The 17,839-nt window shown below is 38.8% G+C and carries 17 protein-coding genes; 11 read left to right on the plus strand and 6 right to left on the minus strand.

Annotated elements, in window-relative coordinates:
* Positions 1 to 10: 10 nt before the first annotated feature.
* From T496_RS0107930 to T496_RS0107940, 3 genes are read right to left on the minus strand one after another with little or no spacing between them, the layout of a single operon-like run.
* Positions 11 to 625, minus strand: a complete 615-nt coding sequence (locus tag T496_RS0107930) for a DNA alkylation repair protein (RefSeq protein ID WP_027450284.1) — start codon at positions 623 to 625, stop codon at positions 11 to 13.
* Positions 625 to 2,577 carry a dipeptidyl-peptidase 3 family protein gene (locus tag T496_RS0107935; RefSeq protein ID WP_044110886.1) on the minus strand — a complete coding sequence of 651 codons (1,953 nt, stop codon included), beginning with the start codon at positions 2,575 to 2,577 and terminating at the stop codon, positions 625 to 627. Before T496_RS0107935 ends, T496_RS0107930 begins: the two co-directional genes overlap by 1 nt.
* Before the next feature lie 7 nt (positions 2,578 to 2,584).
* Entirely contained in the window at positions 2,585 to 3,016 is a 432-nt protein-coding gene (locus tag T496_RS0107940; protein WP_027450286.1) for a helix-turn-helix domain-containing protein, read from the minus strand.
* Positions 3,017 to 3,169: 153 nt separating this feature from the next.
* Between T496_RS0107940 and purN the strand changes: the two genes are divergently transcribed.
* The 11 genes from purN to T496_RS0107995 all read left to right on the plus strand — a co-directional run bounded on the left by purN (position 3,170) and on the right by T496_RS0107995 (position 13,490).
* Entirely contained in the window at positions 3,170 to 3,751 is a 582-nt protein-coding gene (gene purN, locus T496_RS0107945; RefSeq protein ID WP_027450287.1) for a phosphoribosylglycinamide formyltransferase, read from the plus strand.
* Between the two features lie 59 nt (positions 3,752 to 3,810).
* The gene (purU, locus tag T496_RS0107950) at positions 3,811 to 4,674 is read left to right on the plus strand and encodes a formyltetrahydrofolate deformylase (protein WP_027450288.1); all 864 of its coding nucleotides are present in this window, start codon (positions 3,811 to 3,813) and stop codon (positions 4,672 to 4,674) included.
* Positions 4,674 to 5,255 (plus strand): imidazole glycerol phosphate synthase subunit HisH, encoded by a 582-nt coding sequence (gene hisH, locus T496_RS0107955; protein ID WP_027450289.1) that lies wholly within the window; start codon positions 4,674 to 4,676, stop codon positions 5,253 to 5,255. Before purU ends, hisH begins: the two co-directional genes overlap by 1 nt.
* Positions 5,252 to 5,986, plus strand: a complete 735-nt coding sequence (gene hisA, locus T496_RS0107960; RefSeq protein ID WP_027450290.1) for a 1-(5-phosphoribosyl)-5-[(5-phosphoribosylamino)methylideneamino]imidazole-4-carboxamide isomerase — start codon at positions 5,252 to 5,254, stop codon at positions 5,984 to 5,986. Before hisH ends, hisA begins: the two co-directional genes overlap by 4 nt.
* The gene (gene hisF, locus T496_RS0107965) at positions 5,977 to 6,735 is read left to right on the plus strand and encodes an imidazole glycerol phosphate synthase subunit HisF (RefSeq protein WP_027450291.1); all 759 of its coding nucleotides are present in this window, start codon (positions 5,977 to 5,979) and stop codon (positions 6,733 to 6,735) included. The genes hisA and hisF overlap by 10 nt, the downstream gene beginning before the upstream one ends.
* A complete protein-coding gene (gene hisIE / locus T496_RS0107970; protein WP_044109442.1) occupies positions 6,710 to 7,375 on the plus strand; it encodes a bifunctional phosphoribosyl-AMP cyclohydrolase/phosphoribosyl-ATP diphosphatase HisIE in 666 nt (221 codons plus the stop codon). Before hisF ends, hisIE begins: the two co-directional genes overlap by 26 nt.
* Positions 7,376 to 7,391: 16 nt before the next feature.
* Positions 7,392 to 8,057: a cell division ATP-binding protein FtsE gene (locus T496_RS0107975; protein WP_027450293.1), complete on the plus strand. Its 666-nt coding sequence runs from the start codon at positions 7,392 to 7,394 to the stop codon at positions 8,055 to 8,057.
* 19 nt (positions 8,058 to 8,076) lie between these two features.
* Positions 8,077 to 9,393, plus strand: a complete 1,317-nt coding sequence (locus T496_RS0107980; RefSeq protein ID WP_027450294.1) for an aspartate kinase — start codon at positions 8,077 to 8,079, stop codon at positions 9,391 to 9,393.
* 30 nt (positions 9,394 to 9,423) lie between these two features.
* The gene (gene lysA, locus T496_RS0107985) at positions 9,424 to 10,584 is read left to right on the plus strand and encodes a diaminopimelate decarboxylase (RefSeq protein WP_027450295.1); all 1,161 of its coding nucleotides are present in this window, start codon (positions 9,424 to 9,426) and stop codon (positions 10,582 to 10,584) included.
* A 102-nt stretch (positions 10,585 to 10,686) separates the two neighbouring features.
* Positions 10,687 to 11,535, plus strand: coding sequence for a hypothetical protein (locus T496_RS0107990; protein ID WP_027450296.1), 849 nt, complete (start codon positions 10,687 to 10,689; stop codon positions 11,533 to 11,535).
* Positions 11,532 to 13,490, plus strand: coding sequence for a fructose-bisphosphatase class III (locus T496_RS0107995; RefSeq protein ID WP_027450297.1), 1,959 nt, complete (start codon positions 11,532 to 11,534; stop codon positions 13,488 to 13,490). Before T496_RS0107990 ends, T496_RS0107995 begins: the two co-directional genes overlap by 4 nt.
* Here T496_RS0107995 and T496_RS0108000 read toward each other — a convergent pair whose 3' ends face one another.
* From T496_RS0108000 to T496_RS0108010, 3 genes are read right to left on the minus strand one after another with little or no spacing between them, the layout of a single operon-like run.
* Entirely contained in the window at positions 13,491 to 14,072 is a 582-nt protein-coding gene (locus tag T496_RS0108000) for an AbgT family transporter (RefSeq protein ID WP_027450298.1), read from the minus strand. It lies immediately after the preceding gene.
* Positions 14,062 to 14,778, minus strand: coding sequence for a DUF5932 domain-containing protein (locus T496_RS0108005; protein ID WP_027450299.1), 717 nt, complete (start codon positions 14,776 to 14,778; stop codon positions 14,062 to 14,064). The genes T496_RS0108000 and T496_RS0108005 overlap by 11 nt, the downstream gene beginning before the upstream one ends.
* A complete protein-coding gene (locus T496_RS0108010; protein ID WP_052342136.1) occupies positions 14,760 to 17,813 on the minus strand; it encodes an ATP-binding protein in 3,054 nt (1,017 codons plus the stop codon). Before T496_RS0108010 ends, T496_RS0108005 begins: the two co-directional genes overlap by 19 nt.
* Positions 17,814 to 17,839: the final 26 nt, after the last annotated feature.

The raw sequence follows: 17,839 nt of genomic DNA on the forward strand, positions 1-17,839 counted from the left end.
ACAAAATGTACTACAAAATAGTCATTCCTGCCCTTGAAGTTGCCGATGAAACCAATCTTTTATGCATCAAGCTGATTTCAGAAAAGCGGATAAGTGCTTGTTTGGCCGACTTTGATAAACTCACATTATCACTTAAAAGTGCAACAACAGCTTGATCAATAAACTCATTTATTGCCCTTTCATTCAACTCCACATGCTGCATAAACAACCGACTCAACGTATGGTAGCCAACTATCTGTGGAAAAGTGGCACTTTGAGACAGATAAACGAACGCTTTACCACCTGAAAACGGCAACTTTTGCACGAGATTAAAGGCCAATTGCTCTGCTATTTCAACCGTAGGTATCTGTTCGACCCACAAATCCAACACCTCAGGAAGCATCTTTTCCGGAGGCATTATCATAGTAGCCAAGATTTTACATTCGCGAATATTCTCCTTCCAAAGTGCTATTGCCAAATCATAATCTTGCCCGATTTCATCGGCTTTATTTTTAAGAAAAAGAATGCCAGCGCCCCAATTCAAATGATAGTTCACGCCCTTATCACGCATGGATTGCGCAATTGAGCCATCCATAATCAGTCGAAATGACTGTTTAATATTCTTTAATTGCTCTGCTGTTGTCATTATATTAATGTGCCATATTCAGAACTATAACGCAACATCTGATGCTCATATGATTCCGAATAATTAATCTGAATATCGACGATATCGCCCATTTTATCGTAGACAGGCAACATCCACGGATTAATAAACCCTTTATAGGGTGCAAGATTTAGACCTCTATACCTTTCAAGAACTTCCTGATGTAGTTCTGGATCTATCTTAACTGCATATCTTTCTACTAGATCTCGAGCTGCATCATAGTCACCCTCGCTTTTGATTCTCTGAATCTCTGCAAGAAGACGCGCAAAAAGGTCTCTTAATTCTTCGAAATCATCAATCTCCAATTGCGTGACGCCATCTTTCTTTTTCAATCGCATAGAACGGGCACGCTCTAAACACCACCTGGCGATTAGAGCTCTATTTCTCATGTGAGCCTCTTCTATATCATGCCCAATATTTATTCGAACTAGCTGAGTCATCAGTCCGTTCAAAATATAGGTAAAATAATTACTCTTATATGCTTCATTATTGGGAAGAAGTCCGAGAGCGACTAGCTTATCGTCTGCCATATAATATAACGCGAAGAGGTCAGCCCTAGCTTCTTCGATGACATTGCCATATGATTTGAGCGCATCTGAATCAACACCTGGTAGTAGTTTACCACTTCCATGCCCCAGACACTCATGCAAATCTGTATGCAAATCATCGCAAACATCGTCATATTTCCGAATAAGCTCAAGTATCTGTTTATCCCTAACAAATTCATCGAGAAATCCGTTTCCTTTTGAGGACTTTCTATATGCATCCGTAATATTACTAATCGTAATACTCTTTGATCCATGTCGTGCCCTAATCCAGTCCGCATTAGGAAGGTTGATGCCAATTGCTGTGGAGGGATACTCATCGCCTCCAAGCATGGCCGCACATATCACATTTGCAGAAACGCCCTTAACGACGTCTTTCTTAAACCGAGCATCAACAGGAGAATGATCTTCAAACCACTGCGCATTCTTGCTAATAGTACGAGTACGCTGGGTTGCTTCCTCATTAAGGTATTCTACAAGGCCTTCCCATGATCCCTTAAAACCTAAAGGATCACCATAGACTTCGATAAAACCATTAATAAAATCGACCTTGGTATCAAGACACCTAACCCAATCTATGGAATATTTATCAAAATCACGCAAATCACCTGTATTATAATACGTTATAAGCGAATCTATAACATTCTTTTGTTGAGCGTTCTCGGCTACATCTTTTGCTTTTTCCAACCAATACACGATGTGTCGAATAGCATTTGCATATCGTCCGTTTGTCGACCATACTTCCTCAACAATTTGCCCATTCCTTTTTACAAGAGTACTATTCAATCCATACGAAGGAGGCTCTGGATCATCAACATTCTTTTTAGAGTTATAGAAAGATTCAGCCTCTTCCTGCGTCACATCCTGATAATAGTTACATGCGGACGTTCTGACAAGATCTTCGCCATCAGTCTTATTTACTCTTTTGGGCTGTACATTTTCGTCAAATATAACAGGAAAGAGTTCTTCACACATTTCATCCACCGTCTGTCCATCATTAAGTGGAAATGACTGTGGATTACATTGTTTTATCGCTAAACGAAGATAATCTTGACTAAATCCTGGCTTAAATTTGTCTGATGAATAGTGATGATATATACCACTTGAGAACCAAATGCGTTTTAAGTATTCTTCCAACGCACGAAAATCGTTGTTATCCCGATCAATATTATAATTAGAATATATAACCTCCAGTACTTTTCGAATACGAAGGTTATATATACCAAATTGGTCAAAAGTAATGTCTCTCCCGAATACAGTGGCCTTTGCTAAATAATAAATAAGTTTCTTTTGTTGAACGGTGAGCTTTTCAAAACCATCAAGTTTGTATCTTAATACTTGAATGTCTGCAAATCGTTCACTTAGATAGTTAAAATAGTCTGACTCCATCAAAAACCTACTTTTTCTTTCTCTGATTAGAAGAATGTGACACGCGGTATTCTTTCGGGGTTATACCCATAATACGATAGAACGAAGCATAAAATGACTGGCGGTTAGCAAAGCCTACCATATCACTTACCTCCTCGATTCTCAAATCCTGATAGCGTTTGTCAACGAGAATTGACATAGCCTCTTCTATACGATACTTATTGACAAAAGAGGTGTAGTTCATATGGAACTTAACATTTACAACAGCTGAAATATAGCGAGTATTTGTTCCTAAAGCTTCAGCAAGTTTCTTAGCAGAGAAATCGCGATCTTTATACTTCTTCTGCATAACAATAATGTTCAGAATCTTCTCTTTAAGTTCGTCCATCAAAGCGGGATTAACCAGATTTCTGTACGCGGCCTCTTTCTCTTTTTTTTCTGTAATGTTGTACTTTGTCATATAACCAAAAATCTAATCTAAAAATTTTACTATCCAATTATTTTTCTGCAAATATACATTAATTTATTTTAATGGCAATGGAAAATTAAAGAAAATTGCACAAATTAAAAGATTATTTTGTATTTTTGCACGAATAATTAAAGTATATTTAACATGAAGACTATAAATGTGGCAATCTTTGTTTCTGGGAACGGTACGAATTGTGCTAACATTATTCGATATTTCAAGAACTCTAAAAGTGTAAAAATCAAGATAGTCTTGAGTAATCGTCCAGATGCTTTTGCATTAGTCCGCGCACAGCAACTTGGCGTGCCAGCCATCGTGATAGATAAGGCTCAGTTAAATAGCGAAACAAAAATGATGGAAATCTTACAAAGTCACGCCATAGATTACATTGTTTTAGCAGGGTTTCTTTCAATCATCCCTGACTTTATAGTTAAGTCTTTTCCCAATCGTATTGTAAATATTCATCCATCACTACTTCCCAAGTATGGAGGAAAAGGAATGTGGGGATATCATGTACACGAAGCAGTAAAAGCGGCAGGAGAAAATGAGACAGGCATCACAATACATTATGTCAACAATGAGTGTGACGGGGGTACAATTATCGAACAATTCAAGATTTCCCTGAGCCCCGAGGACACCGTCGAAGATATTGAAAACAAGGTGCACATGCTGGAAATGAAGCACTTCCCAAAGATTTTAGAATGTATTTTCTTAGGTAAGTTTGCTTAATTTCAATATTATTTTGTAATTTTGCACGTTGAATAGAAATTGAAACACAATATAAACAGATGAAACCAACAGCAATTTTGCTTCTGCACTGTCCCGACCAGCAAGGCATTATTTCAGAAGTAACGAAATTCATTACCGACAACGAAGGCAATATCGTTGATCTTGACCAATATGTAGATCGTCAAGATGGTGTCTTCTTTATGCGCATACAATGGGAACTTGATGGATTCCTGATACCCCGCGAGAAGATTAAGGAATATATAGAAACATTATACACGAGACGCTACAATATGGAATTCTCGCTATATTTTAGCGACCAACGTCCACGCATGGCGATTTTTGTATCAAAAATGAGCCATTGTCTCTATGACTTGTTGGCTCGTTGGAAAGCTGGCGAATATGACGTTGACATTCCTTGTATCATTTCCAATCACGAAGATCTTCGCTATGTAGCTGAGCAATTTGGCATTCCATATTACGTATGGAGCATCAAGAAAGACCATTCTAACAAAGCAGAAGTTGAGCAAGCTGAGATGGACTTGCTAAAGAAAGAAAAAGTCACATTTATCGTCTTAGCCCGCTATATGCAGATCATTAGCGATGAGATGATTGCTGCATATCCTCACCATATTATTAATATTCATCATTCCTTCCTACCTGCTTTTGTTGGTGCTAAGCCATACCATCAGGCTTGGGAGCGCGGCGTCAAAATCATTGGTGCCACAAGTCATTACGTAACAGCAGAGTTGGATGCTGGTCCCATTATTGAGCAGGATGTAACACGTATCACTCACAAAGACACCCCTGAAAGTCTCGTTCTAAAAGGAAAAGATCTTGAAAAGATTGTTCTGTCAAGAGCGGTTACAAAACATATCCAGCGAAAAGTACTAACATATAAAAACAAAACGATTATTTTCAGTTAATGCAAGTAGCTGTCGTAAAATATAATGCAGGAAACGTCTATTCAGTTTTGAATGCGCTGAAGAGAATTGGCATTGATCCAATACTAACGGACGACGCCAAGTTGATTCGTCAAGCAGATCGTGTGATATTTCCTGGGCAAGGAGAAGCCAGTAACGCAATGGCATATCTTCGTCAGCATGGCTTAGATGAAGTCATTCGTTCTCTGCGCCAACCAGTACTTGGTATATGCATTGGTCAGCAGTTGCTCTGTCGACACTCTGAAGAAGGCGATGTGGACTGTATCGGAATATTTGATGCAGAAGTCAAGCGCTTTCAGCCCACTATACATCAAGAAAAAGTTCCATGTATGGGATGGAATCAGCTGAGAGATGTAAAATCGCCTCTTTTTGAAAACAACAGTTATGTCTATTTTGTGCATAGCTATTATGTGCCATTGTGTAACGAGACAATTGCCACTGCAGATTACATTCTGCCCTACTCTGCCGCATTACATAAGGACAACTTTTATTCATGCCAATTTCATCCTGAAAAGAGTGGCGATGTAGGTGAACGTATTATTAAACGTTTTATTGAATTATGATTGAACTTATACCAGCAATAGATATCATTGACGGCAAATGTGTTCGTCTAACAAAAGGTGATTACGAAACGAAGTCGGTATATGGCGAACCCATCGATATGGCTCAACAGTTTGAGGCATTAGGTTTTAAACGTCTCCATATGGTTGATTTAGATGGTGCCAAGTCAAAACATATTGTTAATGATTCTGTGCTTCGTCAGATTACGGAAGCAACAAATCTAATTGTTGACTTCGGAGGTGGTATCAAGACTGATGATGATATTCAAAAGGCATTTGATGCAGGAGCTTCTATGGTGACTATTGGCTCAGTAGCTGTCACAAATCCTGAATTGTTTGAGAATTGGCTGAACAAATATGGTCCTGATCATATTATTTTAGGAGCTGACGTACGCAACGGGAAAATCAGTATTAATGGCTGGAAAGACGATTCAAACGATGAACTTCTATCTTTTCTGAAACGCTATGTGAAGATGGGTGTAAAAAACGTATTGTGCACAGAAATATCTCGTGACGGAACATTGTCAGGACCTGCCACTCCACTATATAAAGAAATAATGAATATCTATCCTCATCTTCACCTAATTGCTAGTGGAGGCATTGGAAGTATCGAAGATATAAAAAACTTGAGCGACTCCGCTATACCAGCCGTTGTTTTTGGAAAGGCAATCTACGAAGGAAAGATAGACATGAAAGAATTGATTCAATTAAAGAACACACAAAAATGGGGTTAGCAAAAAGAATCATCCCTTGTTTAGATGTGAAAGATGGCGAAACAGTAAAAGGTACCAATTTCGTCAATCTTCGCTCGGCGGGAGATCCTGTCGAGCTGGGCAAGTTATATTCTGCTCAAGGAGCCGATGAACTTGTATTTCTTGACATCACCGCTTCGTATGAAAAGCGTAAAACGTTCACTGATATGGTAACTCGTGTTGCACAACAGGTAAACATCCCCTTTACTGTAGGAGGTGGTATTAATGAACTTTCAGACGTTGAACGCCTACTATATGCAGGCGCTGACAAAGTCAGTGTAAATAGCGCGGCCATCCGCCGTCCAGAGCTAATAGAAGAAATTGCCAATCGATTTGGATCACAGGTATGCGTGGTAGCCATCGATGCTCGTTTTGACAGTGATGGCTGGCATTGCTATCTCAAAGGAGGACGTGAACGCACAGAATTAAACCTATTCGACTGGGCTCGTGAAGCACAAGAACGTGGAGCAGGAGAAATATTGTTCACATCAATGGACCATGATGGCGTTAAAGAAGGTTTTGCCAATGAAGCTCTTTGCCATTTGGCTGACAGTCTTTCAATACCCATCATCGCTAGTGGTGGTGCCGGCAAGAAAGAAGATTTCGTTAATGCGTTTACACAAGGACATGCAGATGCAGCCCTAGCTGCAAGCGTGTTTCACTTTGGGGAAATATCTATTCCTGAACTAAAAAAATATCTGTATAATGAAGGAATTAATGTTAGACTTTGAGAAGATGGGAGGTTTGGTGCCTGCCATCATTCAAGATGCAAGTACTAAAAATGTTTTAATGCTAGGCTTCATGAATGAAGAAGCATATCAAAAAACGCTAGAGACAAAACATGTCACATTTTGGAGTCGTACTCGTAACACACTTTGGACAAAAGGTGAAACCAGCGGACATTTCCTAAACCTTGTTGACATGAAGGTTGATTGTGACAACGACACCTTGCTTGTAAAGGTCCATCCACAAGGTCCTACATGTCACAAGGGTACTGACACATGTTGGGGTGAAGATAACAACCCTTTGGAAAGCAGTTCTCTTACTTTTCTTTCAGAATTGCAGGATTTTATAGAACAGCGTCATAAAGAAATGCCAGAGGGAAGCTATACAACAAAGCTTTTCAAAGAAGGTGTAAATAAGATTGCGCAAAAGGTCGGTGAAGAAGCCTTGGAAACTGTCATCGAAGCAACAAACGGAACAGATGAGCATTTGATATATGAAGCATCCGATCTTCTTTATCATTTATTGGTTCTTCTCACACACAAAGGAAAGAGAATCGAAGATGTTGCTGACGAACTTCAAAAACGCCATGATCCTGAGTGGGATAAAAAAAGACGTGCTGCAAAAGCTGCAGGCCAAATGAAATAACAATAAATGATTAGTGATGTTGATAGATTATAGAAATGCAACAATATGTCAACAAGACGGAAAGGTTGTTCTTGAGAATGTAAACTTCACGGCCGATGAAAACTCGTTTATTTATATCACTGGCCGCGTTGGATCTGGCAAAAGTTCCCTGCTAAAGACCATTTACAAGGAACTTGATGTAGAAAAGGCAGATTGTGCTAACGTTCTAGGTAGTGACATGCTATCAATTAAGAGCAAGGAGATACCTGCTTTACGTCGTCAGATGGGAATTGTATTTCAAGATTTCCAGTTACTGACTGACCGATCTGTTCATCATAACCTTCAGTTTGTATTGAAATCCACAGGATGGAAGAATAAATCTGAGATTGAATCTCGCATCGAGCAAGTACTGAAAGTCGTTGGTATGTATGACAAGATTGACTGCATGCCACATGAGCTTTCCGGAGGTGAGCAACAGCGCATTGCAATTGCCCGAGCAATTTTGAATTCGCCCAAATTAATTATAGCAGATGAACCCACTGCCAATCTCGATCCAGATACAGCAAAAGGAATTATGGAACTTCTTTACGGATTCTCCAAACAGCAAACTGCAGTTGTCATGAGTACACATAATCTTCAACTACTCGAGCAATTTCCTGGTGTTGTATATCACTGTGAAAACAATCAAATAATCAAAGAATAACAACAAAAATAATTAAGATATGAAAGTTATGAAATTTGGCGGAACCTCAGTAGGATCTCCGCAAAGAATGAAGGAAGTAACTAATCTTGTTACAAAATCAGGAGAACCCGTAATGGTGGTTCTTTCTGCAATGTCTGGTACAACAAACTCTCTGGTTGAGATTTCGGATTATCTATATAAGAAGAATCCAGATGGTGCCAATGAGGTTATCAACAAGTTAGAGCAGAAATACGAGCGTCATTTGCCAGAGTTGTATTCTACAGAAGAATACAGAAAGATAACACACGATTTCCTTGCAGAAGAATTCAACTATCTGCGCTCGTTTACAAAAGAGCTGTTTACTTCTTTTGAAGAAAAAAGCATCGTTGCACAAGGCGAGATGATGTCTACCAACATGGTGGTAAATTACATGAAGGAACAGGGAATTAATGCCGTGTTGCTTAATGCGCTCGATTTTATGCGAACAGATAAAAATAGCGAGCCAGACCCCGTATATATCAAGGAGAAGCTCGCCGCATTAATGGAGCAGCATAAAGACGTTCAAGTATTTATCACACAAGGTTTTATTTGCCGTAATGCATATGGTGAAATAGATAACTTACAGCGCGGAGGTTCTGACTATACAGCTTCACTGATAGGCGCTGCCATTGGTGCCGATGAGATCCAAATATGGACAGATATTGATGGCATGCATAACAACGACCCTCGAGTTGTTGATAAGACAGAACCTGTTCATCAGCTTCATTTTGAAGAGGCTGCAGAGCTTGCATATTTTGGAGCTAAAATTCTGCATCCCACATGCGTACAGCCAGCAAAGTATGCAGGCATTCCTGTGCGTTTGTTAAATACGATGGAACCAGAAGCCGAAGGAACCACTATCTCCAACCAGACAGAATACGGAAAGATCAAAGCTGTTGCGGCAAAGGATAATATCATTGCTATTAAGATTAAATCTTCACGTATGCTTTTGGCAACTGGATTCTTGCGTAAAGTGTTCGAAATCTTTGAGTCATATCAAACTCCAATTGATATGGTATGTACTTCAGAGGTTGGTGTTTCTATGTCAATTGACAACTCTGCTCATCTTGGCGAGATTGTTGACGAATTGAAGAAATATGGCACTGTTACCGTAGATACAGGTATGTGTATCATATGCGTCGTTGGTGACCTTGACTGGTCAAACATTGGTTTTGAGACAATGGTCATGGATGCAATGAAGAACATCCCCGTTCGCATGATTTCATATGGCGGAAGCAACTATAATATTTCTTTCCTTATTCGTGAGGAAGACAAAAAGCGTGCTTTACAAAGTCTCAGCGATCAACTCTTTAACTAAATCACAACAACACAACACAATACTATATTCATGAAAGGATTATTCCCTATTGAGAAATTCGGCCATATCAGAACGCCGTTTTACTACTATGATACAGAACTGCTTCGCAAAACGCTAGATACAATAAAAGAAGAAGCACAAAAGCATGAAGGGTTCTGCGTACATTACGCTATTAAGGCAAACGCCAATCCTAAAGTTTTACGATATATCCGAGAAGCAGGATTTGGCGCCGACTGTGTCAGTGGTGGTGAAGTAGAAGCATCACTTCGTGCGGGGTTCCCTGCATCGAAGATAGTATATGCTGGCGTCGGAAAGAGCGACTGGGAAATCAATCTAGGCTTAGACAATGATATCTTCTGCTTTAATGTTGAAAGCATACCAGAGTTGAACGTCATCAATGAACTAGCTCATCAGAAAGGAAAAATTGCTCGTGTAGCTTTCCGTCTCAATCCCAACGTTGGTGCTCACACTCATGCTAATATCACGACAGGACTAGCAGAAAACAAGTTTGGCATCGATATGAGAGATATGGTTAAGGTTATGGAAGAAACTGCCAATATGGAAAACATCAAGGTAGTTGGTCTTCATTTCCACATCGGCTCTCAAATTTTGGATATGGGAGATTTTGAGGCTCTCTGCAATAGGATTAACGATTTGCAGCTTGAATTAGAACGTCATCATCTCACTGTTGAGCATATTAATGTCGGTGGTGGCCTCGGAATAGATTACCAACATCCAAATCGAGTTCCTATTCCAGACTTTAAGTCGTATTTCAACACATTTGCAAAGAAATTAAAACTACGTCCAGGTCAAACCCTTCATTTTGAATTGGGTCGTTCTGTAGTAGCACAATGTGGCACGCTTATCACTCGAACGCTCTATGTGAAAGAAGGCTATGTGAAGAAGTTCGCTATTGTTGATGCAGGATTTACTGATTTAATTCGCCCAGCACTCTATCAGGCATATCACAAGATTGAAAACCTGTCAAGTGATGAAGCATCTGAATCATACGATGTTGTAGGCCCCATCTGCGAATCTACAGATGTGTTTGCCAAACAGATTGACCTGAACAAAGTACATCGCGACGATTTGATTGCGATTCGGTCTGCTGGAGCTTATGGAGAGATTATGGCTAGCAGCTATAATTGCCGCACACTCCCACAGGGATATACTAGTGATGAATTCGTATAAAACGAAGTGAATATGCGTATATTGAATGTCTATTCTCATGATAATCACCAGTTAGCACGTTATGTAAACATGCTATGTTCGGAGATGCCGTCTTCTATTGATATGAAGAGTGTAGATGACTCTCTAGACATGAAGAAGACCCTTGAGAATATTCATCCCGATATCATACATATTCATGGTTCAATAAAATGGAATATTACGAACGACTTCCGAATTGTCATTTCACCTCATGGCGAAAATATAAATCGTGACGCATATGTTGTGATTGCCAGAAGTGAAATGGAACGAAAAAAACTATCAGAAACTTACGAACGTTTGGAAGTCGTTCGCAATCCATTTTTAACCAAAACAACAACAAATGATGCATGTTGTAATCAGTTGGAAGCAATATACCGTAAAGTCATTGACTCCGATGTATTTCCTTTGATGGATTCAAATACCATACAGATGATGCATGCAATGTTGAAAGCAGGTATTACAGGAGATGCACGTTGGGTTCAACTTGAGGAGTTCCATCCGGTTGACTGGCATAAGCTTCACATCTATGCACACTATCAGGGAATATCAGATATTATTAGATTTGGTGCCACAGTTCTTGATCTACAAGAACCAACTTCTCAAGTGATCAACTCATATCTTCCTCCTCATTATAATGAACCGATACCATTAGAACGTCATGATGCAACAAGTATAATAACAAAAATCATAGAAGGTGATGTTGCTTTACTTCGCTTTGTAGAATTAGACATTGCCTTGCGACGCGGAGACATTGACGAAGAAAGTTTTCTTCATGACCTAAAGGAATTGCATTTCGATACTTACCTTCCAAGTATTTTGCAGATACTTAAAGAAACTACATGGTTGGACGAAGGATTTATGCCTTGTCTCCCTCAAAACAATAAATATACAAACAAATTACGGACTTTGATGGCTAATTATCTAAGAATATGATAGACGAACGCTACTTACATCTCTTATCTACGACCTATCCTACCGCAGCAGATGCTGCTAGTGAAATAATTAACTTAGAAGCTATACTAAACCTACCCAAAGGGACAGAACATTTTTTAGCTGATATTCATGGAGAACATGAAGCATTTCTACATATTTTGAAGAATGCCTCTGGTAACATCAAACGCAAAGTCTCCGAGATATTTGGGAATACCATTCGTGAAAGCGACAAGAAAGAACTTTGTACTCTGATTTATTATCCTGAGCAGAAATTAGAGTTAGTCAAGGCTAATGAAGACAACATTGACGATTGGTACCAAACAACTATACACCAGTTGGTTCGTGTCTGCCGTGATGTTTCTAGCAAATACACCCGTTCAAAAGTTAGAAAATCACTTCCCGTTGAGTTCTCGTATATAATAGAAGAGCTATTACACGAAAGTCTTGACGACCAAGACAAAGCTGCCTATGTGTCAGTTATTGTAGATACAATCATCTCTACAGGAAGAGCCGATGATTTTATAGTTGCCATTTGTAATGTAATACATCGTCTGGCTATAGATCAACTACATATTTTAGGCGACATCTATGATCGTGGTCCTGGAGCACATATCATTATGGACACTTTACGCCAATATCATTCTTGGGATATACAATGGGGAAATCACGACGTATTATGGATGGGAGCTGCTGCAGGAAATGATGCTTGTATTTGCAACGTTCTAAGATTGTCATTAAGATATGCCAATCTCGCAACACTCGAGGAAGGATATGGAATTAATCTTGTACCTTTAGCAACTTTTGCTCTAGATGTTTACAAGGATGATCCTTGCACAGAATTTATGCCATTACTTGTTAAAGGACAGTCTTTAGACGAAAAGACGATTCACCTAATAGCCAAGATGCATAAAGCCATTTCTGTCATTCAATTCAAAGAAGAAGCTAGAATTTTCCATCGCCGTAAGGATTGGCAGATGGAAGATCGCTGTATGCTAGAAAATATCGACTACAAAAATGCCACCTGTATTGTAAATGGTATTTCATATAAAATGAACAGTTGTTATTTTCCTACAATCAATGAGAACAACTGTAATGAATTAACGACAGAAGAATCCACCTTGTTAAGCAAGCTACATCACTCTTTCCGTGTCAGCGAGAAACTTCGTAAACATATACGAACGATGCTAAGTCATGGATGCATGTATAACATATGCAATCAGAACCTCCTTTTCCATGCTTCAATCCCATTGAATGCTGATGGCTCATTAAAAAGAGTGAGAATTCTGAACCGAGAGTTATGTGGTCTAGAACTTATGGATTATATTGGCCAAATGATTCGTTCTGCTTTTCAAAATGACACCCCACAGGACATAAAAGAATATGCAAAAGATTATTTCTTATATCTTTGGTGTGGAAAGGATTCTCCATTATTTGACAAGTCAAAGATGGCTACCTTTGAAAGGTATTTCTTATCTGACAAAATTACGTACCAAGAGGAAAAAGGATATTATTATAAGTTAAGAGACTCCATAGAAGTGTGTGATCGGATTCTTGATGCTTTTGGTATTCAGGGGGAAAATCGACATATCATAAATGGACATGTGCCTGTACATGCATCAAAAGGAGAAAATCCCATTAAGGCCGGAGGACGTTTAATGGTAATTGACGGCGGTTTTTCCGAAGCATATCATAAAGAAACAGGTATAGCTGGCTACACATTAGTGTATCATAGTCGTGGATTCCAGTTGGTACAACATGAACCATTCACTAATGCTAATGATGCTGTTTTAAGAGGTACTGACATCAAATCAACAACCCAAATTGTAGAATTGTCAGCTCATAGAATGCATGTTTCAGATACTGACAAAGGTCGTGAGCTACGTGAGCAAATTCAAGATCTTAAAGATTTGCTTTATGCATACAGACATGGCATTATTAAAGAAAAAAGGGTATAATCAATTTATCACATAAACCAACGAGTTTATCAATTGCATAACAAAAACGTATAGCACCAAGTATGGTGCTATTGTTTTTATACCATCCCCCATCGCAGCTATTATGGTAGAAGCTGATGCGAACCTCTTTGTAATAAGACCATAGATAATACTTGCCAAAGAAAAGATAAAAGCAATAATTGGAACAACAGCTCTGCTAAACGCAGATGACCATAGCCCTCCTGTCGCAGAACGAAGAATAGCATGTGATGGCAACGAAATATATAATATAAAAGAAACGTACACCACGACAACAAACAAAACTATCCTAAATGCGCCATAATGGCGTATGTCGTGATTATAATGTCCAATTCCGCAATTCCTAACACACCCCCATGTGATAGAAAGAAGAAGTATCCAAATAAGAACTTCCGTTTGCAGTCCATCTACAAAACTGCCAAAGAACCACCTGATACCCTCCGCAGAAAGAAGAGAACGTATCCCCTCTACTTCAATGGCAGACATTAACCACGAAGCAAGTACCAGCATAACTTCTAATATGCATAAAAAGACTACAAGAAAACCAATAATTCTATTCTTCATCTGGTTCCAGGTTATCAATGTCTAAGATATGGAGTTCTATGGCTCTTACAACAAGACGGGTGGCATTGACGCTTTTCCCATCTGGAAACAATTTCTGTATTAATTCATTTTGGCGTTTTTCCAGACTTTTAACGCCAAAAGGCATTGCTCTCAATTGCGTTATTTGATCCTTCGTGTAGCCAAGTGCCAAATGACGCAAGAATCGTTCATCATATTCATCTATTTCATAGTTGATGAGTGCCTCTTGTTTAGCAATTTGCGCACCAATACTCTTTTTAAATCGCTCCACAATTTTTTTAAGAATCGGCTCGTTAAAGACAAGTTGTTTACCTTCCATTACAGCCGAAACATCATTGCGTGTCAGCAGCTCGCCTGTCTTTAGAATAATACCGTCAGCTCCCGCATCTAGCACGTCAACCCACAGTTTCTCATTTAGTATTTCACCTGTAAATATTAAAACCTTTATTTCAGGGTGCAGTTCTTTAGTCTGACGACAGATCTCTACTCCAACAGTCGTAGAACCACCTAATCCTAAATCCAATAAGACAAGGTCAGGCAGTTGCTTTTTTAACAAATGCCAATAGGCAGATTCTGTATCCGCTGTTCCAATTATTTCTGCCTCAGGAATCTCTTTATTTATAATACCTTCAGTTCCTTTCAATTCTAAAGGAACGTCTTCTACGATAATTACTTTGAAGTTTTGCATACTCGTGGAAATATAACATTGATAATCACTTTGTCATCTTTTCTTTCTGCCCAAATACCACAGCTGTGTAAATTGGTAATATTACCTAGATCTCTCACAATCTGTTTACATATTAGCAATGGTATATGTTCGATGCTTGGTGCAAAAAGATTCTTCAACTCTTCATCTGTTAATGACACTTGCTTCAGATTAACTTGGCAAGCTATATATCTATTATCTCGTGGTACATAATTAATAGTTTCAATCTGACCACTAAACACTTTTCTCAACAAATCAAAAAGCATTTTTAGTTGCAGTTCGTTTGCTAAAATCTCATGATCACACTCTGACAGCCTAGTAGAATGCTCGTTTGCTTGTTTATTGGCATGTTCACTTAGAATACCATAAATCTCACGATAATAGGCGACGGTATCGATAAGAGATTTTAAATCTCCATCATTTAAAAGTTGCCGTATTCGACCAGGGTAATACATCGTTTCATGCTTAAGTGAAGAAAGACAATTGTCCAGCACAGCATTTGTTACGTAAAGATTACCTTCTTCATAACGTATTCTATTTAGCTCATCTTCCTTCATTTTCAACTGCTCTCGAATGCTGTTCTGGCGTTGTGCAGAATTATTAAGTTTAACAATAACATGCCAAACGATGACCACGATGATGGAAAACAGTAAGATTACTAATAGTATAATTGCTATTTGCTTATTGCTTTGTGACTGTTGTATTTTTCTACAATAATCATCCAATGTAGCATCCGCAGACAATTCCTTAAACAAGAGAGTGTATATTCTGTTGTTGTAATGATATAGTGTCCAATCGTGAAGTGCCAGAGCAGCTACCGCACTCTCGTTTCGAATATCTAATATGACGTTATAATTAATATCAATAGAATCGTGTAGCCAAAGAATCTCCGGAATTACCGCATTATCCGCATACTCCATCAAAGTATCTTTTCCTTGTGTGCATATCTTTAGATACTGTTCATTGATCTTTTGTCTACCTAAATTTGCAAAAGTCAAAGCCTTCTCATAATCCCCATTAATATTACAGAAATAAGCAGAGTCAGCATAGATACTTGCTTGTTCTATTGGAGTCATGGCAGACACATTCAGAGGAATCAATGAGGCTATAATAAAAGATAAAAGAGAAAGACTTCTACTTAACATCTTTACAACGCCTTTAGGCAGTCGGAAATAGAACCGGCTACCCTCGCCTTTTGAACTTTCGCAACTGATAGTACATACATTGAATATTTTACTAGTCTTGCGATATTTCTCAATGATTCCCTTGCAGTTTACAAGTCCATAACCATGACCACCTTCTATCTTGTGTTCAAATATATGCGCTGCTGTGTCCTCATCCATTCCAATGCCCGTATCTTTAATTGAGATTTCGACATAATCATCGGATTCCTCAGAATAGATGGAAACGACATCTCCTTCTCTCGTAAATTTACGCGCATTATCAGCCAGCGTGTTCAACATAAACACTGTCAGTATCTTGTCAGCCTTCACCGTAGCATTTGTCGGAACAATGTTCAACTGAACATGTTTCATCTTAAATCCCATTTCGCTCTTTGCTACAATATTAAATATTTCCTGCAGCGGGAAGGATTCTATATGTAGATTTAAGTCTCCTTGATGTAGCTTTATCCAGTTGGTTAAAACATCGTTGTCTTTTTCTATCTGCTCCGTCAGCTCATTGACATAGGTAATAGAGTCAATATCGATATGGTCGTTGGGCGACTTGATTGCATATAGTATTCTATCTATCAGTGGAGTAATACTATTTACAAGAGAAATCTTTGCACGATGTTCCACTAGAGCACGTTGCTCATTCTCACAATGCAGTGTTGCTATATCTATCTGTTCTTGAATCTCTTCTATTTCATTGACAATCTCTTCATCTTCAACATAATTATTTCTTCGATGACGTAGAAGTCTGCGATAGTAGAGTACACAAACCAAGGTAGCAACAAAACCTATAACAATACAAAGAACGATTAATAAATCATTCAATTGCGACAGCTGATACTCCAACTGTCCGGCTCTAGCCTCCAGTGAGCGATCTTGACGTGTTTGTTCTTGTAAATCAAGATAGCGATTTCTATTCAGATCACTATTTCGTTTATTGTTTATAGCCGCATAGACCACACTCAACTGTTCACAAATACTAGCAACCAGGTCTGGCGCTTGGTTTATAGTGGAGTCAGAAAGGGCTTTTTCTAAGTACAACAGAGCCTGTTCGTAGTCTTGATGGGCCCAATAGCAGGACGCTAATGTTCTATAAGCACCCGCAATTTGGTAAACATCCCCGTATTGGCAAAATAAAATCAGTGCACTATCAGCCAATGCAGGTGCATAATACTCATCCAAATGATGTTCAGCTAGTCCTTCTAACGAATTGGCCATAAAGAATGTATACTGTCCCTCCTTTGCTAATTCATAGCACCTTGTTAGATATACAATTTCTTTTTCATTGATATCATCTTGAGTACCCTGATTAATCACACCACCGGCACCAATATTATATAGGTAGTTCAGATATTGGGCAGTGTCACTTTCCAGATCAACGGATATTTCATCCATAGCCTGTATAGACTGTCGTTCCAGTCCTACATAATAATAGTAGGTGGAGGTGATCAGAGACATCTCACTTTTGGCATAGCTTAACCGATGCTTCTGACGCTCGTCGAGCATTTCTGTATCTTCCTCTATTCTGGCCAATGACTGTAGGGCCTTCATACGAAAATCATAAAACTCTCGATTATGTGAACGACGTTGACATAATCGCATCTGTTGAACATACGCAACAAGAAGTTCAATATGATTGTCCGTTAATAGAGGGATTTGACGAAGCAGGCTGTCAGCCTGATCGTATTGCATTCGAATAATGTGAACGAATGCAAGATTATTAAAAGCTTCTGCCTTTCCATCAGGGTAATTATCTGAGAGGTTGATAGCAACATTCGCATAATGCTTGACTGAATCTAAGTCACGATAATGAAAGGCATAAGAAAGAGAATTCAGCTTGTCCACCGCTTGTCTATTAGACGGTGAACAAG

The organism is Xylanibacter brevis P6B11 (assembly GCF_000621825.1).
Classification (GTDB): Bacteria; Bacteroidota; Bacteroidia; order Bacteroidales; family Bacteroidaceae; genus Prevotella; species Prevotella brevis.